Source organism: Pseudacidovorax sp. NFM-22 (assembly GCF_021401245.1).
Lineage (GTDB): Bacteria > Pseudomonadota > Gammaproteobacteria > Burkholderiales > Burkholderiaceae_C > Xenophilus.
The window spans coordinates 432,005-455,570 of the sequence record NZ_JACBFY010000002.1; the positions used below are offsets into that span (position 1 = coordinate 432,005).

Annotated in this window: 1 protein-coding gene (only partly in view); it reads right to left on the minus strand. The window is 73.6% G+C overall.

Features of this window, described 5'->3' with window-relative positions:
• On the minus strand, positions 1-23,566 hold the end of the coding sequence (locus L0984_RS07760; protein WP_234193142.1) for an LEPR-XLL domain-containing protein. It continues 24,488 nt past the right edge of the window; the window shows 23,566 of its 48,054 coding nt (coding positions 24,489-48,054); its start codon lies off the right edge, out of view; the stop codon is at positions 1-3.

Sequence of the window (23,566 nt, forward strand, 5' to 3'; positions counted from 1 at the left end):
TCACAACGCCAGCACTTCGTCTTCCCAGAAGTCGAAGGATTGCGTTTGCACCGTCGCCGTGCCTGCTGCGTCGGGCTGCACCGCCGCGGTGCCCAGCACATGCGACTGCGCCAGCGCGGTGCCCAGCGCGCCAGCTGCGTCGCCCGCGTCCAGCTGCGCCACAGCCACCGCGACGCTGCCGCCGGCCAGCGCATCCAGGTAGGCCTGCGTCGCGCTGTCCGCGTCGGCCGGGGCCAGCAACAGCGTCGGCGACAGCGAGACGGCCGCCAGGCTGCTGGCCGAGAAGGCCTGCCGCAGCGGCGTGTCCAGCTGCAACGCGAAGGCGGCATTCAGCGGGCCCGCCTCGGCCGGGTCCATCGGCGAGGTCGTGCGCGTGGGCTGGCCCACCGCCAGCAACTGGCGGTAGCTCTGGCCGCCGGCCAGCAGGTTGAAGGCCGACACACTGCCGTCGCTGTCGCGCACCACCAGGCCGTCGGGCGCGTCCACGTCGATGCGGCTGGCCTGCACCACCAGCGCGGGCAGCGTGGGCTGGCCGCCCTGCATCAGCGGGCCGCGGCCGCGCATGACGAAGTCGCCCGCCACCACGTTGACCGCACCGCCCGCGGCCGCCGCACGCACGGTGCCGCGGCTGCTGCTGACGGCCACCACGCCGGTGCCGGCGTCGACCCGGCCCAGCACCACGTCGCCGCCGGCCGCGAAGGCCGCGCCCGCCCCGTGCAGCACCAGGGCCGTCGCCGCCTCCATGCGGATGGCGCCGGTGGCGTCGACCTGGAACACGCCGGTGATGTCCAGCGCGCCGGCCCCGCGCAGGCTGACGTCGCGGCCGTGCACGTTGAGCTCGCCGGTGGTCAGCAGCGACAGGGTCTCCAGCGCCAGCAGCGCATCGCCCGAGGCCGGCACCTCGCCCGCGGCCGCCGACTGGCCGAGGTCCACGCGGGCGAAGCCCTGCAGCGCCTCCAGCGTCTCGCCGCTGATGAGCAGCCCGCCAGCAGCGCCGGCCGTGCTGCCGGCGCTGTCCACGCGGATGCCGCCGCCCGCCGTGGCGGTGGTCAGCGTCGCGGTGGCATCGCCGGCGCCGTGGACGATGCCGTCGAAGCGCAGGCTGTCGGCGGCGATCAGCAGGTCGCCGCCGGTGCCCACGTCCACGTCGGCCAGCGCCACCGAGGCGGCGCCCACGATGCGCAGCGTGCCGCCGTCGAGCGTCACGGCCTCCTTGAAGGCCACGCTGCCCGTGGCCTCGACCACGAGTTCGCCCGACACGTGCACCGAGCGCTCGAACACCACGTCGGCCGCATCGCTCACGCGCAGCACGTCCAGCGGCGTGCTCTGGCCCACCGGGCCGGTCACGCTCACCGAGCCGCCCGAGGCCGCCAGGATCAGCGAATCGGCCGCACCGCCCTGGCCGTCCACCGCCCGGTGCAGCACGATGCCACCGGCACCACCCACGCCCGACTCCAGGTGCACCTCGCCGGCCACGACCAGCAGGTCGTCGACGTCGATGCCGCCCTGCACCAGGATGCTGGCGTCCTTCGCCGTCGTGCCCGAGCCCGAGCCCTGCACCGCCAGCGAGGCGGCCGAGATGGCGCCCTGCAGCAGCGTCTGCCCGCCGTTGCCCGTGGTCTGCAGCACCAGCGCATCGGCCAGGTGCACCGCCTCGTCGCGGCCGGAGATCTGCACCCGCTGGCCAGCGGCGTCGCTGCCGATCACGATGCGCGAGAAGCCCGGCACCAGGAAGGACAGGTCGTCCACGCCCAGGTAGAGCGCGTCCGGCTGGGTGGTGTGCAGGCCGGCGTCGCCGATGGCGATGGCATGGCCCGCGCTGGCGCCGTGGATTGCCAGCACGCCGCCCGCGCTGGCGATGGTCGCCGACAGGTCCATGCGGTCGGCCGCCAGCGTCACGTTGCCGCCGCCGCCGGCCACGCTGCGCGTCACGCGCAGCTCGCCCGCATCGGACTGCAGCAGGATGCCGGCGCTGGCCGTCAGCGCGGCCGCGTCGATGTCGCCCGAGGCCTGCAGCGTGATCGCGCCGGTGGCGGCCACGATGTCGCCGCCCGCCGCGCCGGCGATGCCGCCGCCGCTGGCCAGGATGCGCACCGCGCCGCCGCCCACGGCGGCGATGGCGCCGTCGCCCGCGGACGACTGCCCGTCGGTGAGCTGCACGTCGCCGTGCGCCGTCAGCACCACGTCGCCGCCCGCGCTGGTGCGCAGGTCGGACTGGGCCAGGCCCAGCACCGTGGTGGCGCCGGCCGCGTCCACGCGCCGCACCGAGACGCCGACCTCGCCCACGGTCAGGCCGTCGGCCTCGTCCAGGTGCAGGCCGCCGGCCCCTGCGCGGGCGCTGAGCGTGCCGACCTGGATGGCGAACACGTCGTCGGCGCGGCCCACGGACTGGGCCTGCAGTGCCAGGCCCGCGGCCTGCACGTGCACGCCGGCATCGCCGTTGTCCAGCACCGCGCCCTGCTCGGACAGCAGGGCCACCTGGCCGGCCGTCTGGATGCGGGCGATGCGCAGGTCGCCCTGCGCCTGCACGCGCACGTCCGCCGCGGCCTGCAGCAGGCTGCCGGCGCCCATGGCGATGCCGCCGGCGCTGGCACGCAAGTCCAGCGTGCCGCTGCCACCGGTGGCCAGGGTGACGCCCGCGCCGGTGCGCAGGTCGCCGCCGGCCAGCAGGCTAACGGCGCCGCCCTCGCTGTGCACGCCTGAGAGCAGGGCCAGTTCGCCCGCCGCCTGCAGCCGCATCACGCCCTGGGCGCTGCGGGCGCCGGCGCTGCCGGCTTCCAGCGTCAGGTCGCCGCTGCCGTTGCCCAGCACGACGGCGCCGCGGCCGGTGGCCTGCAGGCCATCGGCCGTGGCCGCGCCCAGGGCCGTGGCCGTGCCGCCGGCCGCCACGCGCGAGACGGTGACGCCGACCGCGCCGACCGCCAGGGCGTCGCGCTCCTGCACGAACAGGCCACCGTCGCCGGCCGTGGCGGCCAGGCGCTGCACCTGCGTGTCGATGGCGCGCGCCGCGCTGCCGATGGCCTGGCCGGCCGACAGCAGCAGGGCCCGGGCCTGCACCGTGGCCTGCGCCCCGTTGCCGCCGTCGACCAGGCTGCCGCCCGCGATCGCCGCCACGTCGGCGTCGGTCACGATGCGGCCCAGCGTCAGTTGCTGCCCAGCCGCCACGCGGATGTTGGCCTGCGCGCTCAGCACGCTGTCGGCCGACTGCGTCAGGTTGCCGCCGGCGTCCACATCCACCGTGCCGGCGCCGCCCGTGCGGAGGTCCGCCCCGGCGTCAAAGCCGATGGCACTGCCCGCACGCAGGCTGATCGCACCGCTCGTGCTCAGCACGTCGGCCTGCACCGTCACGTTGCCGGCCAGCGCCTGCACCAGCACATTGCCGCTGCCGTGGGCCGACACGCTTGCGCCCGCGCCGTTGGCCGTGCCGTCGCCCAGCACCAGGTCGCCCGTCGTGCTCTGCAGCACCACCGCGCCGTTGCCACCCAGCGTGCGCAGGTCCGACTGCGCCGCATCGGCCACCACCGTCGTGGTGCCGTCGGCACCCACCCGGTTGATGCTCGCCGCCACGTCGCCCACGGTCAGGCCGTCGGCCTCCAGCACGAACAGGCCGCCGTTGCCGGCGCTCGCGCTCAGCGTGGTGACCTTCGTCTCCAGCGCGTTGGTGGCGCTGCCGATGGCCGTGCCGGCCTGCAGGCGCAGGCTGCCCGCTTCGATGTTGACCGTGCCGTCGCCGGCCGCGTCCGCGTCCACGATGGCCGTGCCGGCCACGATGGAGACGGTGCCGCCGGTCGTGATGCGGCCGATGGTGGCCGTGGTGCCCGCGTTCACGCGCACCGTGCCCGTGCCGCTGGTCAGCAGGCTGCCGGCGTTCATCGCCAGGGCACCCGCTGCGTCCACATCGACCGTGCCGGCGCCGCCCGTGCGGAGGTCCGCCCCGGCGTCGAAGCCGATGGCACTGCCCGCACGCAGGCTGATCGCACCGCTCGTGCTCAGCACGTCGGCCTGCACCGTCACGTTGCCGGCCAGCGCCTGCACCAGCACATTGCCGCTGCCGTGGGCCGACACGCTTGCGCCCGCGCCGTTGGCCGTGCCGTCGCCCAGCACCAGGTCGCCCGTCGTGCTCTGCAGCACCACCGCGCCGTTGCCACCCAGCGTGCGCAGGTCCGACTGCGCCGCATCGGCCACCACCGTCGTGGTGCCGTCGGCACCCACCCGGTTGATGCTCGCCGCCACGTCGCCCACGGTCAGGCCGTCGGCTTCCAGCAGGTAGATACCGCCGTTGCCGGCGCTCGCGCTCAGCGTGGTCACCTTGGTCTCCAGCGCGTTGGCCGCGCTGCCGATGGCCGTGCCGGCCTGCAGGCGCAGGCTGCCCGCCTCGATGTTGACCGTGCTGTCGCCGGCAGCGTCCGCGTCCACGATGGCCGTGCCGGCCACGATGGAGACGGTGCCGCCGGTCGTGATGCGGCCGATGGTGGCCGTGGTGCCCGCGTTCACGCGCACCGAGCCCGTGCCGCTGGTCAGCAGGCTGCCGGCGTTCATCGCCAGGGCGCCCGCCGCGTCCACGTCCACCGTGCCGGTACCGCCCGTGCGGAGGTCCGCCCCGGCGTCGAAGCCGATGGCACCGCCCGCACGCACGCTGATCGCGCCGCTCGTGCTCAGCACGTCGGCCTGCACCGTCACGTTGCCCGCCAGCGCCCGCACCAGCACGTTGCCGCTGCCGTGGGCCGACACGCTTGCGCCCGCGCCGTTGGCCGTGCCGTCGCCCAGCACCAGGTCGCCCGTCGTGCTCTGCAGCACCACCGCGCCATTGCCGCCCAGCGTGCGCAGGTCCGACTGCGCCGCATCGGCCACCACCGACGTGGTGCCGTCGGCACCCACGCGGTCGATGCTGGCCGCCACGTCGCCCACCGTCAGGCCGTCGGCCTCCAGCAGGTAGATGCCGCCGTTGCCGGCGCTCGCGCTCAGCGTGGTCACCTTGGTCTCCAGCGCGTTGGCCGCGCTGCCGATGGCCGTGCCCGCCTGCAGGCGCAGGCTGCCCGCCTCGATGTTGACCGTGCTGTCGCCGGCCGCGTCCGCGTCCACGATGGCCGTGCCGGCGACGATGGAGACGGTGCCGCCCGTCGTGATGCGGCCGATGGTGGCCGTGGTGCCCGCATTCACGCGCACCGTGCCCGTGCCGCTGCTCAGCAGGCTGCCGGCGTTCATCGCCAGGGCGCCCGCTGTGTCCACGTCCACCGTGCCGGCTCCGCCCGTGCGGAGGTCCGCCCCGGCGTCGAAGCCGATGGCGCCCGCCGCACGCACGCTGATCGCGCCGCTGCCGCTCAGCACGTCGGCATTGGCCGCGGCGCTGAAGGCGCCGGCGCTCTGCAGCAGCACGTTGCCGCTGCCGTTCGCCGACACGGCCGCGCCGTCGAGCGAGCCGGGCTGGCCGTCGGTCAGCGTCAGCGTGCCGGTGCCGCCGGTGCGCAGCACGATGCTGCCGTTGCCACCGGTGGTGCGCAGGTCCGACTGGGCCGCGTCCACGGTGGCGGCGTCCAGCGTGCCGGCCGCATTCACCTTCTGCACCGCCACCGAGACCGTGGTCACGGTCACGCCGTCGGCCTCGCTCAGGAAGAGGCCGCCGCCGGCCGCCTGGGCACTGAGGTTGACGGTGGCCGTCTCCAGGTGGTTGCCCGCGGCGCCGATGCCGGTGCCGGCCGCGAGGCGCAGGCCGCCCGAGACATTGCCGGTGGTGATGTTGACGCTGCTGTCGCCGTCCGCGTCGGCATCGAGGATGCTGCCCGCGGTGGCGGTGACCGAGACGCCGCCCGTGGCCGAGGTGAGCGCGATCACGCCCACCACCACGTCCTGCGCCGCGAGCAGGCGCACCGTGCCGCCGGCCGTGATGGTGTTGCCGGCCGCCTGGACGATGCTGCCCAGGGCCGATTCCACGTCCACGCCGCCCACCAGGCCGGTGGCGATGCCCACCGCGCCGTTGAAGCGCACGCCCGCCTGGCCCAGCACCGTGACGAAGCCGCCCGTGCTGCCGCTGGTGGTGATGGCCGCGTCGGCGATCACCCGGCCCGCCAGGGCCTCGATGCGCACATGGCCGCCCGCGCCGCTGCCGTTGCCGGCCGCCACGGCCACGCCGTCGGCATTGCCGCCGTCGCCGAGCACGAGGTCGCCGGTGGTGCTGCGCAGCACCACGCCGGTGTTGCCGGTGGTGACGATGTCGGACTGCGCGGCGTCGGCCAAGGCCGAGAGGCTGCCATCCGCCGCCGCGCGCTGCACGCTTGCCGCCACCGCGCCGACGGCCAGGCCGTCGGATTCGAGCAGGAACACGCCCGTGGCCCCGGCACGCGCCGACAGGGTGGCGACCGTGGTCTCCAGCGCGTTGGCGCCAGTGCCGATGCTGCCGCCCGCCTCCAGCCGCAGGCCCGCGGCCTGGATGTTGACGGTGCTGTCGCCCGCGGCGTCGGCGTCGAGGATCGCGCCGCCCGCCGTCACCGACACATTGCCAGCCGTGGCGACGCGCGCCAGGGTGGCCGCGCCGCCCGCCTGCAGGCGGATGTCGCCGCTGCCGGTGACGAAGCTGCTGCCCACCGCCTGCGTCAGCGCGCCGCTGCCGGCCTGCACATCCAGGCTGCCGGCGCCGCTGCTGCGCAGGTCGGCATTGGCCGTGACCGAGGTGCCGGCCCGCACGCTGATCGCGCCGCCCTGCGACACCACCGCCCCGTCGAGGGTGATGGCGCCGGCCAGGGCCTGCAGCAGCACGGGGCCGCTGTCGGCGCCCACGCCGCTGCTGCCGGCCGTGCCGGCGCGCAGCACCAGGTCGCCGGTGGCGCTGGTGAGCACGATGGCGCCGGCGCCGGTGGCGGCCAGGTCCTCCTGCGCCGCGTTCTGGGTGGCCACGGCACTGCCGTCGGCCTGCACGCGCTGCACGTCCACGGTGACGGCGTCCACCGCCAGGCCATCGCTTTCGGCGATGAACAGGCCGCCCGCACCGGCGCTCGCGCTCAGGGTGGCGACGGTGGTCTCCAGCGCGTTGGCGCCGCTGCCGATGGCCGTGCCCGCGCCGAGGCGCAGGGCGCTGGCGCGCACGTCCACGTCGGTGTCGCCGGCTGCGTCGCCATCGACGATGCGGCCCGACGCGGTCAGTGCCACGCGGCCGCTGCCGGCGTCTACCGACTCCAGCGTCAGGTCGCCGCCCAGCGCGCTCAGCAGGACGTTGCCGTCCACCGTCACGATGGTGCCGCTACCCTGCGCCTGCACCAGGTCGCGGCCGGCGGTGGCGCCGACCGTGGCGCCGCTGCCCAGCGTGAGGATGGCGGCGTTCTGGCGCAGGTCCTGCGCGGCGGCCAGCGTGATGTGGCCGGCCGTGGCCGTGAGGGCCGCGTCGATCACCAGGTCGGCCCCGGTGCCGCCGGCCTGCAGCAGCAGGTTGCCGCCGGCGGTGCCGGCCGTCTGCACGGTGAGCGTGCCGGCCGCGGTGCCCAGCACCAGCGCGCCGCCCGCCGTGAAGGCCGCCTGCGCGGCATCGGCGCGCGACGCGGTGCTGCCGCCGTCGAGCCCGACGCGCACCACCGCGATCTCGCCGACCGCGCCCACGGTCAGGGCCGTGGATTCGGCGATGAAGAGGCCGGCGCCGGCCGTGACGCTCAGCACCGCCGCTTCCGTTTCCAGCGCATTGGCGCCGCTGCCGATGGCGCCGCCCGCCGACAGGCGCAGCTGGGAGGCCTGCACGTCGACGGCGCCGGCCGTGGCCTCGCTGGCGTTGTCCAGGATCGCGCCGCCGGCCACCAGGCTCACCGAACCCCAGCCGGACTGGCCGGCCAGGCTGCCGGCCGCACGGTCGGCCGCGGTGCGCGCATCGACCAGGCCGACCGTGAGGTCGCCGGTGCTCGCTTCCACGCGGATGTTGCCGCCGCCGGTGCGCAGCACGCTGCCGTCGGCGGTGACGACGCTGCCCTGTGCCTGCAGGTCCAGCGTGCCGCTGCCGCCGGTGGCAAGCACCACGCCCGCCGACACCGCAAGGCTGCCGCCGGTCGAAAGCACGCTCACGCTGCCGCTGGCCGAGCCCACGCCCGCCGCGAGGGTCACATCGCCCGCGGCCTGCAGCCGCACGGTGCCGCTGGCGGCGCTCACGCCCGCGGTGCCGGCCGTGCCGGCGCCCACGGTCAGGCTGCCCGCCTGCACCTGCAGCACGATGGCACCCGCGCCGGTGGCCGACAGGTCTTCCTGCGCGGTGCCGGCCACGGTGCTGGCCAGGCCGGTGGCGGCGACGCGGCTCGCGTCCACCGTCACCGTGCCCACCACCAGGCCGTCGGCCTCGCTGACGAACAGCCCGCCCGCACCCGCCGCGGCACTGAGCGTGCCCACCGCGGTGTCGAGCGCATTGCTGCCGCTGCCGATGGCCGTGCCGGCCGTCAGGCGCAGCGCCGTGGCGCTCACGTCCAGGTCGCTGCCGCCATCCACGTCCAGGATGCTGCCGGCCGTGGCCGTGATGGCCACGCTGCCGCCGCCGGCGTCGACGAGTTCCAGGCCCACGTCGCGCGCCGCGGTGAAGACCACGTTGCCGCCCGCCGTGCGGGTCTGGCCGCTGCCGGCCGTCTGCAGCAGGTCGCGTCCGGCCACCTGCTCCACGCTGGCGCCGATGCCGCTGCTGGCCACCGTGGCCGCCTGCAGCAGATCGCGCCCGGCGATCAGGCTGGCCGCGCCGCCCGCACCGATGCGGGCATTGAGCGCCAGGTCGGTGCCGGCCTCCAGCCGCAGGGTGCCCGCGGCATCGACGCCGCGGTCGTTGGTCATGCCCTCGTTCACGGTCAGGCTGCCCGCCGCCGTGAGCACCACGCTACCGCCGCTGACCACATCGGAGATGCGGCCGGCGGAGGTGCTGGTGCTCGCGCCGTCCGGGCCGACACGGTTCACCACGATGACGCTCATGTTGTCGACCGTGAGGTCGCTGGCGTCCGCCACGAACACGCCGCCCGTGCCGGTGGCCGCGGCGCCCATCACGGCCGCCTCGATCTCCAGCGCGTTGCTGGCGCTGCCGATGCCGTTGCCCGCGGCGCTGCCCGCCAGCAGGCGCAGGTTGCGCGCATACACGTCCACCGACGGCACGGTCTCGCCGTCGTCGTCGAGGATGGAGGCGCCCGCCTGCACGCTCACCGAGCCCCAGCCGGACTGGCCGGACTGGCCGGCCAGGCTGCCGGCCGTGCGGTCGGCGGCGCTGCGCGCGTCCAGCAGGCCCAGCGTGGCCGAGCCGGTGCCCGCCATCACCTGGATGTTGCCGCCGTCGCTCTGGGCCACGGCGCCCGCGCCCATGGTGAAGCCGGTGCCGGCCAGCACGGCGATGTGGCCGCCGCCCGTGGCCAGGGCGATGCCCGCGGCCTGGGTGATGGCGCCGCCCGCGCTCAGCGTCAGCTCGCCGCTGCCGGAGCCCACGGCCGCGCGGATCTGCAGGCTGCCCGGCGTGGCGCCGGTCCAGGCATTGGCGAGCAGCACGTTGCCGCTGCCGCCGGCCGTCACGGCCGCGTCCACCACCAGGTCGCCGGCGCGGGACAGGCCGTTGGTCACCACGATGGCGCCGCCGTCGCCGCTGCGCAGGCCCACCAGGGTGCTGCCGCTGGCGGACGCGGCGCTGCTGCCGTCGGCGCCGATGCGGTTGACCGCCACGGCCGCCACGCTGCCGATGGTCAGGCCGTTCTCCTCGCCCACGAAGAGCCCGCCGCTGCCCGCGCTGGCGGCCAGGGTGCTCACCGAGGTCTCGATGCGGTTGGCCGCCGTGCCGATGCTGCCGCCCGCCACCAGGCGCACCGCGCCCGCCGTCAGGTTGACCAGCTGCGGCGAGGCGCCGTCGGCATCCGCGTCCAGGATCGAGCCCGAGGCGCCGATGGCGATCAGGCCCGCGGTGCTGCTGCCGGTGCCCACGGTGCCGATCACGGCGTCGCCGCCGGCGGCGTCGATGCGGATGTTGCCGCCCGCGCTCAGCACGCGGGCCGCGGCGTCCAGCGCGATGCCGGCGTCGGCCGCCAGCTCGACGGTGGCGCTGCCGCCCAGGGCCTGCGCCTTGAAGGCGCTGCTGCCCACGATGCCGTCGGCCGACAGCAGCGAGAGGCTGCCGCCGCCGGCGGTGCTCACGTCGGCGCGCAGGTCCAGCGTGGCATCGGTGCCTTCGGCCGCCTCGCCGCTGCGCAGGCGGATGTGGCCGCTGCCGGTCTGGCGCACCGTGCCCTCGACCACCAGCCGTCCGTCGGTGGTCTGGATCACGATGGCGCCGCTGCCGGCGTTGTCGATGGCGGTCATGCCCGAGGCCACCAGGCGCAGTGCCGTGGCCTCCTGCACATACACGCCGCCCGTGGCGCCGTTGGTGGCGCTCAGCTGGGCCACGCGGGTCTGCAGCGCGGCCGAGGCGGCGCCGATGCCGGCCGCGGCGCTCATGCGCAGCGCGGCGGTGTCGCCGTCGATGTTTGGCCCGTCGCCACTGAGGTTGTCGCGGATCGCACCGCCGGTGGCCGTGAGCGTTACCAGCCCGCCCGCCAGGATGCGGCTGAGCGAGAGGTCGCCGCTGTCGGCCGTCAGCGTCACGGCACCGGTGTTGCCGGCATTGACCGAGCCGATGGTCGCGCCGTCGGCCATGGCGATGCCGGCGCTGGCGCGCACGTCCACCAGGCCGCCCGCGGCGGCGATGTCGCCGCCCAGCGAGGCGCTGCCGCCATTGGCGCGCAGCGTCACGCTGCCGCCGGTGGTGGCGATGCGCCCGTCGTGCGTGGCGTCGTCCAGCAGCACGATGCCGCCGCTGGCCGTGAGCGACACGGCGCCGGTGGTGCTGGCGATGGCCTGGTGCACCACCAGGCTGCCGCCATCGGCCGTCAGCGACACGCTGCCGCTGCCGGCCTGCAGCACGCCGGTGCCCGAGGCCGCCACCGTGAGCTGGCCGGCCGTGGTGGCCACGCCGATGTTGCCGCTGGCGCCCGCCTGCGTCTGGGCCACGCCCAGCACCGTGAGGTCGCCACCGGCCGCCGTCTCGCGGATGGTGATGTCGCCCAGCGTGCCGGTGTGCGTGGCGCTGACGCTGTCGAGCTGGGTGGCGCCCAGGTTGATGCCCGAGGCCGCGGTCACCGTCAGGCGGCCGCCGATCAGCGCCTCGCCCGTGGCGCCGTCGGCCGCGGCGTCGAACTGCTGCACGGAGCCCGTGGCCGAGTACAGGACGATGTCCTGCGCGCCGGCCGCGGTGCGCGCCTCCATGGTGTTGCCGATGCGGATGTTGCCGATCGCGTCGAGCTTGACCGTGCCTTCCACCAGCAGCGTCTGGTTGGCGAGGTTGGAGTCCTCCACCGTGATGTTCTGGCCGTAGACCTCCAGGTTGTCGCGCAGCAGCGGCTGGCCCGCCGTGGTCAGCGCCGCGATGCGCACGGTGCCGGTGCCGGTGGCATGGCCGGTGCTGCTGTCGTAGCCGCCGATCACGATGGTGCTGAAGCCGTCGGCCAGCTTGCGCACCTCCTGGTCGTTGATGTTGAGCGTGGCGCTGGTCACGCTGTTGATCGGCGAGCCCACCTCGATGTTGAGGCTGGTGGTGGTGGGCCGCAGCCAGAGCTTGCCGGTGCCCACGATGGACTCGTCGCCGCCCTGGAAGTCGATCTCGTCGCCCTGCAGCACGATGTCGCCACCGCCCTGCACCACCACGCCGCCCTTGAAGATCACCTGGCTCGCGCCCTGGATCACCAGCTTGCCCGAGGTGAGCACCACGTCGCTGTAGAAGGTGACCACGCCGCTGGCGGTGATCTGCAGGTCGCCGTTGACGGTGACCGGGCCGTAGAAGGTGACGTTGTTGGGCAGGTTCACCTCGCCGCCCACCGTCACGCCGCCGATGGTCAGGCCTTCGAGCGCATCGTCGCCGCCCACGGTGCCGCTGATGACGATGTTGTCGGCCGCCTCCAGGCGCAGGTAGTCGGGCGTGGCGTCCTGGTTGCCGTTGAGCATGTGCGAGGGCAGGCTGCCCAGCTGCAGGCTGCCGGTGCCGTCGGTGCCGGCGCGCAGGGTGATCGGCGCGCTGGCGGTGCCGCCGTTGATGCGCACCGAGTCGTTGATGGTGATGTCCGAGTCCGAGGACGCATTGGCCGAGACCGTGGTGGTGTTGCCCGAGCCGCTGATGGTCAGCGAGGCGTCGTGCGTCAGCACCAGCTCCTGGTTGATGTAGACCTCGCCGCCCACGTTGGGGTTGAGGATGACCAGGTCGTCCCTGACCTGGATCGTTCCGCCGGACACGCCCGCGCCGCCCAGGTAGACCTTGAGCGCGGTGTCGGTGCCGCCGATGACGATCTGGCCGAAGCCGTCCTGCAGGTGCCCGAGCGAGTCGTTGCTCAGCTGCATGCCGCCGGCGGTGCTGCCGGCATCGCCCAGCACCACGGTGCCGGTCGGGTCCGAGGGCTTGAAGGTGAGCGTGGCCCCGGCGCTGCGCACGTCGGCGGCGATGCTCACCTGGTCGGAGCGGATGGTGATGTCCTGCCCGCCCGCGTCCACGTCGTTGACGAACTTCTGCTCGCCCTGCAGCGCCGCCACGTCGGTCTGGCCGCCGCGCGAGCCGGCCGCCGCGGCGTCCGAGTGCACAACGATGGAGCCGGTGGCGAAGACCACCACGTCCTGCCGGCTGGTGCTGGAGACGGTGAGCGACTGCGCGTCCACCACGATGGCCTGCGGGCTGAAGGTGAAGTCCTCGTAGCGCTGGCCCACCGAGCCCTTGGCCGTGATGGTGATGCCGCCGCCCGCGGCCGACAGCATGGGGCCGCCGGCGCTGCGCAGCACCGTGCCGTTGGGCACGTGCGAGGCGGCGTTGTAGTCCTCCAGGTTCGCCACGGTGATCAGGCCGGTGGCCTGGTCCATGGTGAACTTGTTGCGCGAGAGCATCCAGTCGATGTCGGCGTCGAAGCCGCTGCCGTCGCGCAGCCAGCCCAGCGCGGCGCTGTCGTTGACCACCGAGCCGGCGAGGGCGCGCACGCCGATGCTGCCGCTGCCGCCGGCCTTGACGGTGGCGCCCAGCGCCACGTCGCCGCCCTCGGCCGTGAGGGCGATGCTGCCGCCCGTGGTGTCGACCGCCTGGCCGATGTGCAGGCTACCGCCCGCATACAGCGCCAGGTCGCCACCGGCGCTGTGCACGCCGGCGCCGCTCGCCAGCACGTCGATGTCGCCATGGCGCGCCAGGATCGAGACGCGGCCCGCGGCCTGCTGGTCCACGCCCACCAGCTGCAGGCCGTCCACCTCCTCGATGAACACGTCGCCGTGGCCGGTGTTGACGAAATCCAGCGCCCGCACCTGCACTTCCAGCGCATTGCCGTCCTCGCCGATGCCGCCGCTGGAGCGGATGTACAGCAGCGCGTCGGCCGCGATGACGTCGGTGCTGCCCTCGGCCACGTCCAGCACGCCGCCAGCCACGATGCGCAGCGCGCCGTCGTGGGTGGTGCGCAGCTTGCCCAGCAGGATGGCGCCGCCCGCATCGAGCGCGATGGCGCCGCTGCCCGCATTGACGGTGGTGTCGCCTTCCATCGAAAGGCTGCCGGTGCCGGCGTCCAGCGTCACCGCGCCCGAGACGCTGGTGATGTCGCCCTGGCCGCTCATGGCCAGGCCGCCCTGGCCGCGCAACGTCACGTCGCCCGAGACGCTGGACAGCGCCTGGTTCAGCGTCAGCACGCCGGCCGTGGTGACCAGCGAGATGCCGGCGCTGCCGGTGGCGGCGATGGCGCCGTCCACCGTCATGGCGCCGCCCGACTGCAGGTGCACCGCGGCATGGCTGGTGCTCAGCGCCTGGGTGACGGTCATGCCGTCCTTCTCGTAGATGGCGATGGCCGAGCCGGCCGTCACCGTCAGCGTGTCGGCCTCGATAGTGCCGACCACCGCGCCATTGACCAGCCGGCCCGCCGACACCGCACCGGCCGCCGTCAGCGTCACCGCGCCAGCCGAGGTCATGCTGTCGATGGCGATGGCGCCGGTGCGCGAGGTGATGCTCACGTCGCCCGCGGTGCCGGTGATGGCGCCGATGCGCACATCGCCGTCGGCCACGATGGTGATGTTGCCGCCGGCCATCTGGATGCCGGTGATCTCCAGCGCGCCGGTCTGGATCACCGTGAGGTTGCCGTCGCCGGTCATGGTGACCTGCAGCGTGCCGACCTCGGTGGTGAGCGTCAGGTCATGGCCGGCCGACACCGTGAGCGCGCCCGCGCTGAGCGTGCCGCCCAGCGTGAGCGAGGCGCCGGCACTGAGCGTGACCGTGCCGCTGCTGCCCACGTCGATGTCGGAGACGACCACCAGGTCGCGGCCCGCGCCGAGCGTGAGGTTGTCGCCGTCGAAGGTGGGCAGGTTGACCACCGTCAGGCTGCCGCTGACCAGCAGGCTGGCGTCGCCGGCACTGCGGTCGGGGACGATCAGCACATAGTCGCCGCTCTTGGCGAGCGCCTGGGTGGCGGCGGCATCGCGCACGCTGCCCTTGAGCTCGAAGGCCGCATTGGCCTGCAGCGCCGTGAGCGTGAGGGTGCTGCCCTGCACGCTGGCTGCGACCACGCCGTCCTGCTCGATGCGCTGCTCCAGCGCGCCCAGCACCGAGGCCCAGTCGGCCGTGACGGCCTGGCCGCCCACGGAGCCGCCCACCTGCACGGTGTAGCTGCGCGCGCCCACCTGCACGGTGTAGTCCACGCCCGCATGCGGCGTGCCGCTGAACGTGAGGCGGCTGGCCTGCGTGGCGTCCTGGCCGGCCGCGGCCAGCACGCTGCCCGCGTCGACCACGCCGCCGGCCACCGCCGTCTGCGACAGGCGCTGCACCGTCACGTCGTCGACGGTGAAGGCCTGGTTGGCCGCGTTGGCCGTCAGCACCAGCTGGCGCGTGGCGGCATCGAAGCCCACGTCCAGCAGCGCATGGCCGCCGTCCACCTCGCCCGCCTCGATGGCGGTGGCCAGGGCGCCCAGCACCGAGGCCCAGCTGGCGGTCACGCCGCCGCTGCCCACGGTGGCGCTGTAAGCGTGGCCGTTGACCTGCACCGTGAAGACGCTGCCCGTGGCCAGCGTGTAGCCGGCCGTCGCCGGATCGGCGAAGACCACATGGCTCTTCTGCTGCACCTGCGTGCCCGCGTCCACGTCGGTGTCGAAGGTGGCAGCAACCGCGCCCGACTGGCCCAGGGCCACCGTGCCGAAGGCGTCGTTGGCCACCTCGGCCGCGAGGCCGACCACGCTGCGCTGCGCCACGCTGGCGCCGAAGCTGGTGGAGGCGGAGGCGATGGCCGAGGTGCTGAGCACCGTCAGCAGGCCGCCGGCGCCCGACTGCGGATCGGCGAAGTCGCTGCTGACCTTGTAGCCGCCCTCCTGGATCAGCGTCAGCAGCTGGGCCGTCACGGCCTGTGCGCTGTCGCCCGCCTGGGCGGTGTAGCTGTAGGCCGTGCCGTCGAGGGTGATGGTGTAGGCCGTGCCGGCCGCGACCGTCAGGCTGCGCAGGTCGAGCACGCGGCCGTCGTAGGCCGTGGCGTCGATGGCCTCGCCGCGCTCGATCTGCGCCGCCAGCGCCGTGCGCAGCGAGGCCCAGTCGGTCACGCTGGCCACCGTGGCGGTGGCGCCGTAGCTGGCATGAGCATCGACCGCCGCCGCCAGGCCCTGCACCACGGCCGCCAGGCCGTCGCCGCTGGCCGCGGTGTAGCTGAAGCTCTGGCCGCCCACGGTGAACACGTAGCGCCAGCCCTGCTGCACCTGCAGGCTGCTCAGGTCGAAGTGACGGCCGGCCTGGGTGGTGTCGTCCTGCAGCAGGCCCGCCTGGCCGGCCTGCACGCTCTGCATCGAGCTGCCGCCGACCTGGGTGGCCGCGAGCGTGGCGCCCGCGCTGAAGGTGATGACCGTGCCCGAGACCTGGGCCGCAATGGTGGCGTCGGCATCGGCCAGCGCCGCCAGCTTGCCGGCGATGCTGGCACGGGTGTCGCCATCGGCGGCGACCACGTCGAAGCGCTTGCCGTCGGCCACCGTGAGCGTGTAGTGCGCGCCCGCGACGATGCCGGACAGGCCCGCCAGGTCGACCGTGACGTCGTTGCCCGAGGCCGTGCCGCTGGCCGTGCCCAGGCTGCTGTCGGCCTGCAGCGCCAGCACGTCGAGGCTGCCGCTGCCGTTGCCCAGGCCGGTGACGTCGATGAAGGCATTGGTGCCCAGGCGCACGAGGTAGTCGTGCCCGTCCAGCGTGAGGCCGTAGAGCTTGCCGGACTGCGGCGCCGCGCCGCTGTCGAACAGCACGTTGGTGTGCTGCGCCTGGTCGAAGCCCGGCGGCACGTCGCCGGCGCCGGTGTCGAGGCTGCCGCCGTCCTTGGCCACGCCGCCGGTGACGGCGTCGAGCGTGGGCAGGGTCAGCGACACGCCGGCCAGGGTGAAGGGCGTGTTGCCCTGCTCGGCGCTGAGCACCAGCCGCAGGTTGTCCGCATCCACCGTGACGGCGATGGCCTCGCCCTGCTCGATGCGCGTCTTGAGCGCGCCGAGCACGTCGGCCGCCGTGTCGCCCTGGGCCGCGGTCACGCTGTAGGCATGGCCGTTGACGGTGACGGCGTAGATCTGCCCCGCCGCCGGCTGGATGCCGAAGGCCAGCGTGCTGACCTGCGCCACCGACACGCCGGCCGGCGTGAGCGTCTGGCCCTGCAGGTTGACGATGGCGCCGCCGGCCTCCAGCAGCGAATGCTCGGTGACGGTGCTCTGCGCGTCGTAGCTGAAGCCGCCGGCGGCGATGGTGCGCACCTCGACGTCGTCGCCATTGCCGTGCTTGCCGGGGTCGGTGAGCTGGGTGATCTGCGCCGCGCCGCGCACCGTCACCTGGTAGCCGTAGAGGTCGGCGGTGCGGTCGTCATAGGCATCGGTCACCACGGTGGTGGTGCCGTCGGCCTGCAGCGTGGCCACCGACAGGGCCTTCCATTCCTTCACGCCGTGCAGGGCGTCGGCGGTGATGTGGCCGGAGGTCTTCTCGGCACCCAGGTCGGTCGCAGCCTCCACCAGGTCGACGTACATGACGCCGGCCGCGCGCAGGTCGATGTCGCTGCCGCCGGCGAAGTTGCGCACCTCGCGCAGGTACAGGTCGCCGCCGGCGGCGATGTCGATCAGGCCGTCGCGGGCGCTGGCCAGTTCCACCACCAGGCCCGTGGCCTCGTTGATGCGGATGGCGCCGTGCACGGTCGAGCGCACCTTGAGCGTGTCGACCAACGTGTTGAGCTGGGCGTCGCCCGCGGTCTGCACTTCCAGCCGGTCGGAGATGAACACCGAGGCGCCATCGCTGGTGACGGCCTGCGCCGTGAGGCTGAGCACGCCGCCAGGGGTGGCCGCGGCCACGATGCCGCTCTGCACGGCCAGGGTGCCGTCCACGATCAGCGTCACGTTGCGGGCCGGATCGAAGCCTTGCAGCCCGCCGACGAAGCCGCTGAGCGTCAGGTCGTCCTGCACGTGGACGAAGATGTCCTGCCGCACCCGCAGGTCGAAGCGCAGCGCGGGCAGCTGGTCCACCTGCAGGTTGATGAAGCCGGTCTCCTGCGTCGGGGCGTGGACCGAGGTGCTGCCGCTGGCGTTGACGTCCACCGACTGCTGCACCGCCGTGGCGCCCTCGGCGCGCACGATCACCTGCTCGATGGCGCCGAGCGCGGCGCTGCCGTCGTAATGCTGCGCCTTGACCGCGGTGGTGCCGCTGAGGTTGACGTTCTGGCCCGCCACCAGCTCCAGGTGGCGGTTGACGCTGAGCGTCACGTCCTTGAGGTTCAGGCTCTCGCCGGTCTGCAGGATCAGTGTGTCGGCGCTGAGCGTGGCGGGCAGCAGCTTGGTGACCGGCTCGCCGCCCGAGGCCTCGGTGCCGAACACGAAGTACTTGCCCGCGCGGTATTCCATCCACTCGGGCGCCTCGAAGAAGCGGTAGAGCTCCACCGTCTGCGCCGCGTCGAAGACCACGCCGCGGCTGTAGGCCAGCGAATCGCCGGCCTTGGGCGTCCTGACGACCACGCTGCCCTGGTGGCTGGTGAGCGACACGGTATCGCCCGCCATGCGGCCGTCCTCGTCCACCAGCAGGCTGCCTTCGCTCTCGATGGCCACGCGCGTGTTGCCGCTGCCGGCGGTCACGCTGCTCAGGGCCTGGACCACGGTGAGGCCGGCGTACTTCTCGCCCACGCCATCGATGTCGTGCAGCGCGATGTCGCCGCCCGCGGTGGTGGCGTCGAGTTCGTTGACGGCGATCTCCAGGCCGGTGATGCCGGTGGCGGCGCGCACCGTCAGGCGCTGCGCGACCACGTCCACCGCCGCGTCGGCGAAGGACTCGGCCACGGCGCCCTGGCGCGAGACCAGCGTCACCTTGCCGGCCGAGCTCAGGCTCTGCTGGGCCTGGCCGTCCACCACCGGCAGGTCGGCCGCGGTGGCGGCGTAGATGCCCGCCGAGACGTGGCGCACCAGCAGGTCCTGCTGCGCGTCCACGGTGATGTCGTTGCCCGCCTGGTTGGTGCGCAGCACCACCTCGACCAGCTCGACCACGCCTTCGCCGGTGAGGGTGAAGCTGCCGTCGGCGATCTGCACGTCCTGCACCGTCAGGCGGCGCGCGCCCTGCGCCACGGTGGCGCTGGCGCTGTCCTGCACCGCCAGGCGCAGGCTGTTGACGTTGGTGGCGATGTCCATCGCGCCGGTGCCCGTCAGCACCAGCTCGTCGGCCACCACGCGGGTCTGGTCGGCCTGCGTGATGGCGCCCTGCGCGCTGACGGTGACGTCGCCGCGCGCGTCGTTGCGCACGTCGCCCAGCACCAGGTCGCCCGCCAGGCCGGCGGCGCTGAAGGTGCTCAGGGCGATGTCGTTGCGGTCGCTCGCGCCCAGCGTGAGCACGCGCTCCGCCGTGAGCTTTCCGGTGTTGCCCACCGTGATGCCGCCGTCGGCGGTCTGGGCATCCAGCTTCAGCGCGCCGGTGTTGACGAGGTCGATGTTGCCCACGCCGGTGAGCGCCAGCTGCGCCTCGGCCACGCGGGTGCCGAGGGTCAGGCCGGTCTCGGCCGAGGCCTCCAGGCGGCGCGCGGCAATGGTGCCCATGGCCACCCAGACCTTGTTCTCGTCGCCGGTGGTGCCCGGCAGTTGCACCAGGTCGCGGCGCTGCTCGATGAAGCCGGCCTGCGCCTGCAGGTGCAGCACGCCCTGCGAAGCGGTGGCGTCCAGCGTCACATGGTCGAGCACGATGTCGCCGCCGAAGCGGCCGGCGGCGAGCGAGATGTCGCCCTGCGTGGCTTTGAGCACCGTCTGGGCGTCGGCCTCGATGCCGCCGTCGCGCGCCGTGCCGGCGGCGGCCGAGCCGGCCTCCAGGTCGATGCTGCCGGCGGTCACGGTGCCGCTGACGAAGAGGTCGCGGCCCGCATCCACCGTCACGCTCGCCAGGCTGTCGCCCGTGGCGGCGCCGGCATGCGTGGCGCCGCCCAGCGTCAGGTCCTGCGCGGCCAGCAGCGTCACGGTGGCGCCGCTGCCGGTGCCCAGCAGGGTGGCGTTGTCCCCCACTTCCAGGGTGGTGCCCGCGGCCAGGCTCAGGCTGTGGGCCTGCAGCGTGGACTGCACGGCGTGGCCCTGCGCATCGGCCACGCCCTGCACCTGCACCAGCGTGCGGGCGCTCACGTCCAGCCGCTCGCTGGCGCTGACCACGCCCGACAGGCGCACCGAGGCGCCGGCGTCGATGACGATGTTCTTCGCGCCCAGCGCGGCGGCATCGCCGAAGTCGCCGTAGCTGCTGCCCACCGTCTCGGTGTGCGCCTCGGAGACGAGCTGCGTGACCTTCTGGATGATCGGCACCGACTTCCAGACGGTCACGTCCTTCAGCGTGGTGACCATCACCTCCTTGGTGGTGGTCTGGTAGACCGGCCGGTAGTCATCGATGTCCTGCGCCACCGTGGCCAGCTGGTACTTGAGCTGCACGCGCTGGTCGTAGACGTTCTCGGTCTTGGCCGTCCACTGGTAGGTGTAGTTCCAGAAGTTCTCGTAGCGGTAGCCCCAGACCTTGATGGCCGTGATCTCGTCGTTATGGCCGCCGAAGTCCGGCTTGCTGCCCGTGAGCTTCTCTTCCCAGCCGCCGTAGTTCTTGTGCTGGAAGACCTGCACCGCATAGGTGGCCGAACTGAACTTGACCGCCTGGATGTCGTCGTTCCAGTCGTCGCCGCCGCGCGAGCCGTTGTAGTTGCCCACGAGGTTGCTGGTGTCGTTCTTGACTTCCAGCGCATAGCCCACGTAGTTGGCCCACCAGTAGAAGACCGGGCCGGCATAGCCTGCCTGGATGCCCGGCGCCACGCCGACCTGCCGCGTGCTGTCGAAGGCCGAGGACTGCAGCACCAGCGAGGCCGTGCCCGAGGCCAGGGTGGCGCGGTAGTCGTCGTTCGCCAGGATCGCGCTGATGCCGAAGGCGGCGTTGTTGACATTGATCTTGGCGCCATCGCTGTCGAACCACGACCACTTCGGCGCGTAGCTGATCGTCGCGTCATGGTCGTCGGCCATGTCCAGGTACTGGCGGGTGCCGGTGCCGTCCATGTAGCTGACCTTCCAGCGGCCGATGTCGTGGTCGAAGTCCAGCGACTGGCTCGACCAGTCGAAATTGCTGGCCGTGCCCGTGAAGTTGGAGCTGACCTGCTTGTAGAAGACCTTGCTGCTGTCGATGTAGCTGCCCACCAGCTCGCCGCTGTGGGTGGCACCGGCCTGCACCCAGCTGCCGCCAGCGTTGCTGCCGTCGGCGCTGGTGTCGCCATCGAGGTAGAGCGCACTGCCCTGGCTGACCACGCGCAGCACGTCCTCCTGCGCGCCCACGGGCATCAGCACGTACTTGTCGCGCCAGCCGGCCACGTTGACATAGAAGACCTGCAGCGTGCCGTCCTTCCAGTCCGGCGTCCAGGCCGACTCGGTGGTGTTGCCGTTGAGCGTCTGGTGCGTGACGGCGTTGTCGTAGCCGAAGTCGTACAGCGGCATGTAGCCGAGCGTGTTGAGCACGGCCCAGCGCTGCGCATCGGTGAGCTGCGAGAAGCTCTTGTAGTCGGAGCTCTTGTAGTCGCCGCTGGGCGCCGCGACCGAGCGGCCGGGGTTCTGCTCGTCGCCGGCGCGCGTCCAGTCGACCACCGGGATGGCCGCCTTGTTGGGCAGCGTGCTCAGCGCCTTCTCCTCGGCCGTGTTGAAGTAGTCCACGCCCTCGATGAAGAACTCGCGGAACTGCTGGTTGGCCGCGGCGGAGGGGTTGTAGTAGCCGGTCTGCGACAGCGTCACGTCCATCGTGTGATAGCTGCTGCCCACCTTGACCAGCTCGGTGCCCACCTGCTCGGTGACCTGCGTCGTCTGCCAGCTCACCTCGGGCACCTGGATGGTGCCGTCGGCCACCTGCTGGTAGCCGGTGACCACGTCCACCGTCTGTTCGGTGGTGGTGTAGCTGGTGACCTGCACGGCCTGAACGGCCGCAAGCTGCTGCGCGGACTTGAGCACCACGTCGCCGCCGGCCTGCACGACCAGCGTGCCTTCGGCATTGACCTTGCCCTGCTCCAGCACCAGGATGTTGCCGCCCGCCAGCTGGGCGCGCGCGATGTCGGACTCCAGCTTCTCGCGGCCCAGGCCCAGGTCCACGCCCGCATTGAGGTGCACGTCATGGCGCGAGCCGAGGAAGCCGCCCAGCGTGAGCGAGGCGCCCGCGTTGACCAGCAGCAGGCCATGGTCGGCGTCCTGGTCGACCTGCACGTTGCCGTTGATGACCACGGTGGGCGCCGCCAGGTGCACCAGCGAGCCGGCCTTGACGATGGGCGCGTCGGTGCCCGCGGCCGAGGCGCTGGACAGCACCAGGCGCGTGCGCGCCTGCATGTAGATGGACGAGTCTTCGCCGAAGGCGAAGACATGGCTGCCGGCCGTCATGTTGATGCTGGCGCCGGTGATGGCCACACTCTCCTGCACCTCGATGTTGCGCATCACGTTGACGTCGCCGGAGGTGGAGGCGATCACCACGTCCTTCACGTGGGCGCGGGTGGGGCTGCTGCCGTCCACGCGCTCGCCGATCACGTGCGAGATGGTGATGCCGTCGGCCGCGCGCACGGTGACGGTGCCGCCCTCGCCGGTGTCGAGCACGCCGCCGGAGATCTGCTTGCCGTCGGCGTCGAGCACCAGGGTGTCGATGAGCACGCCGATGCGCGTGGCGGCATCGGTGCCGCCCTCGACGCGCACCTGGTCGTCCCCGCGCACCAGGGCCGAGACCACCACCTGCGAGCGCGAGCTCAGGGTGATGTCCGCACCCTCGCCATCGGCCACCACGTCGCCGCGCAGGATGAGGTCGCCATCGGCCGAGACCACCACCTGGCCGTCGGCATCGCCCACGCCCAGCCGGCCGGCCGAGGTCACCGCGAGGCCGTTGCCGGCCGTGTCGGTGCCCGCCAGCAGCTGCAGGCTGCCGCTGGCGGACAGGTGCGCCGCGACCACCATGTCCAGCGCCGCACGCAGCTGCATCTGGGCCCCGGCGCCGTCGAGCTGCCGGCCGCCGGCATAGGCATCGCCCGCCAGCTCGATGCGCGCGCCCGCATCCAGGCGCAGCACGCTGGCCGCGGCCAGCGTCACCAGCTGGCCGTCCGCGGCCGAGCGGATGCTGCCGCCGGCGCGCAGTTCGAGCAGCCGGTCGGCCGTGATCACCGCGCCGCCGCTGGCGGCACCGACCGAGCCGATGGCGATGTCCCCCGCCGCCTGCACCAGCACGCTCTGGCCCGCGGCCCCTGCCGTGATGGGCGAGCCGTACAGCGCCACGTTGCCGCCCGCCACCACGCGCAGCGAACCGGCCAGCTGCATGTCGGCATGCAGCTGCACGCCCTGCGCGGCCGCGATGTCGACCTCATAGTCGTAGGTGGCCGGCGTGGCCGCCGTGCTGCGCACGGTGCCGGCCAGGTCCACGTTGCGGCCCGACAGCACGATCTGCCCGCCGGTCTCGATCCAGCCGGCCTCGTGCTGCAGCGTCAGCGTGCCCTGGCTGGAGACGATCTGCACCAGGCCCGTGCCGCCGCTGTCGCGGCCGAGCGCGCTGTTGATGGAGACGTCGTTGACGCCGCTGAAGAGGATGCGGCCGTTGGCGTCCAGCGTGTTGAAGTGGGCCGAGTTGGTGGTGACCAGGCTCAGCTCGCCGGCCCGCACCTGGCTGCCGGCGCTGACGATGATGTCGCGCTGGGCCGTCAGGTCGCCGCGCAGCTCCAGGGTGTTGCGCGCCTCGATGACGATGTCGGCATTGGCGCCGCGCGCCACCAGGTCGCCGCGGATGATGGCGTTGCCGGCCGGGGCCAGGTGCATGCCGCCCGAGAGGGTCTCCAGCAGGCCGGTCTCGGTGAGTTCCACCGTCTGGTTGCCCAGGGCGTTGGTGCCGGCATAGAGGTTGATGGCGCCATAGGCGCGGATCGCGCCGGCGATGGTGATCTCGCCGCCCGGCGCATTGGCACGGCCCAGGTTGACCACCGAGCCGCGGGCGCTGGCGTCCAGCGCCCAGCCGCGGTCGGAATCGGCCGGGGCCGACACGGCCTGCGTGAAGCCGAGCAGGCCGGCGCCGCCGCCGGCATCGGCCAGCGTGAAGGCGTAGTCGCCGGTG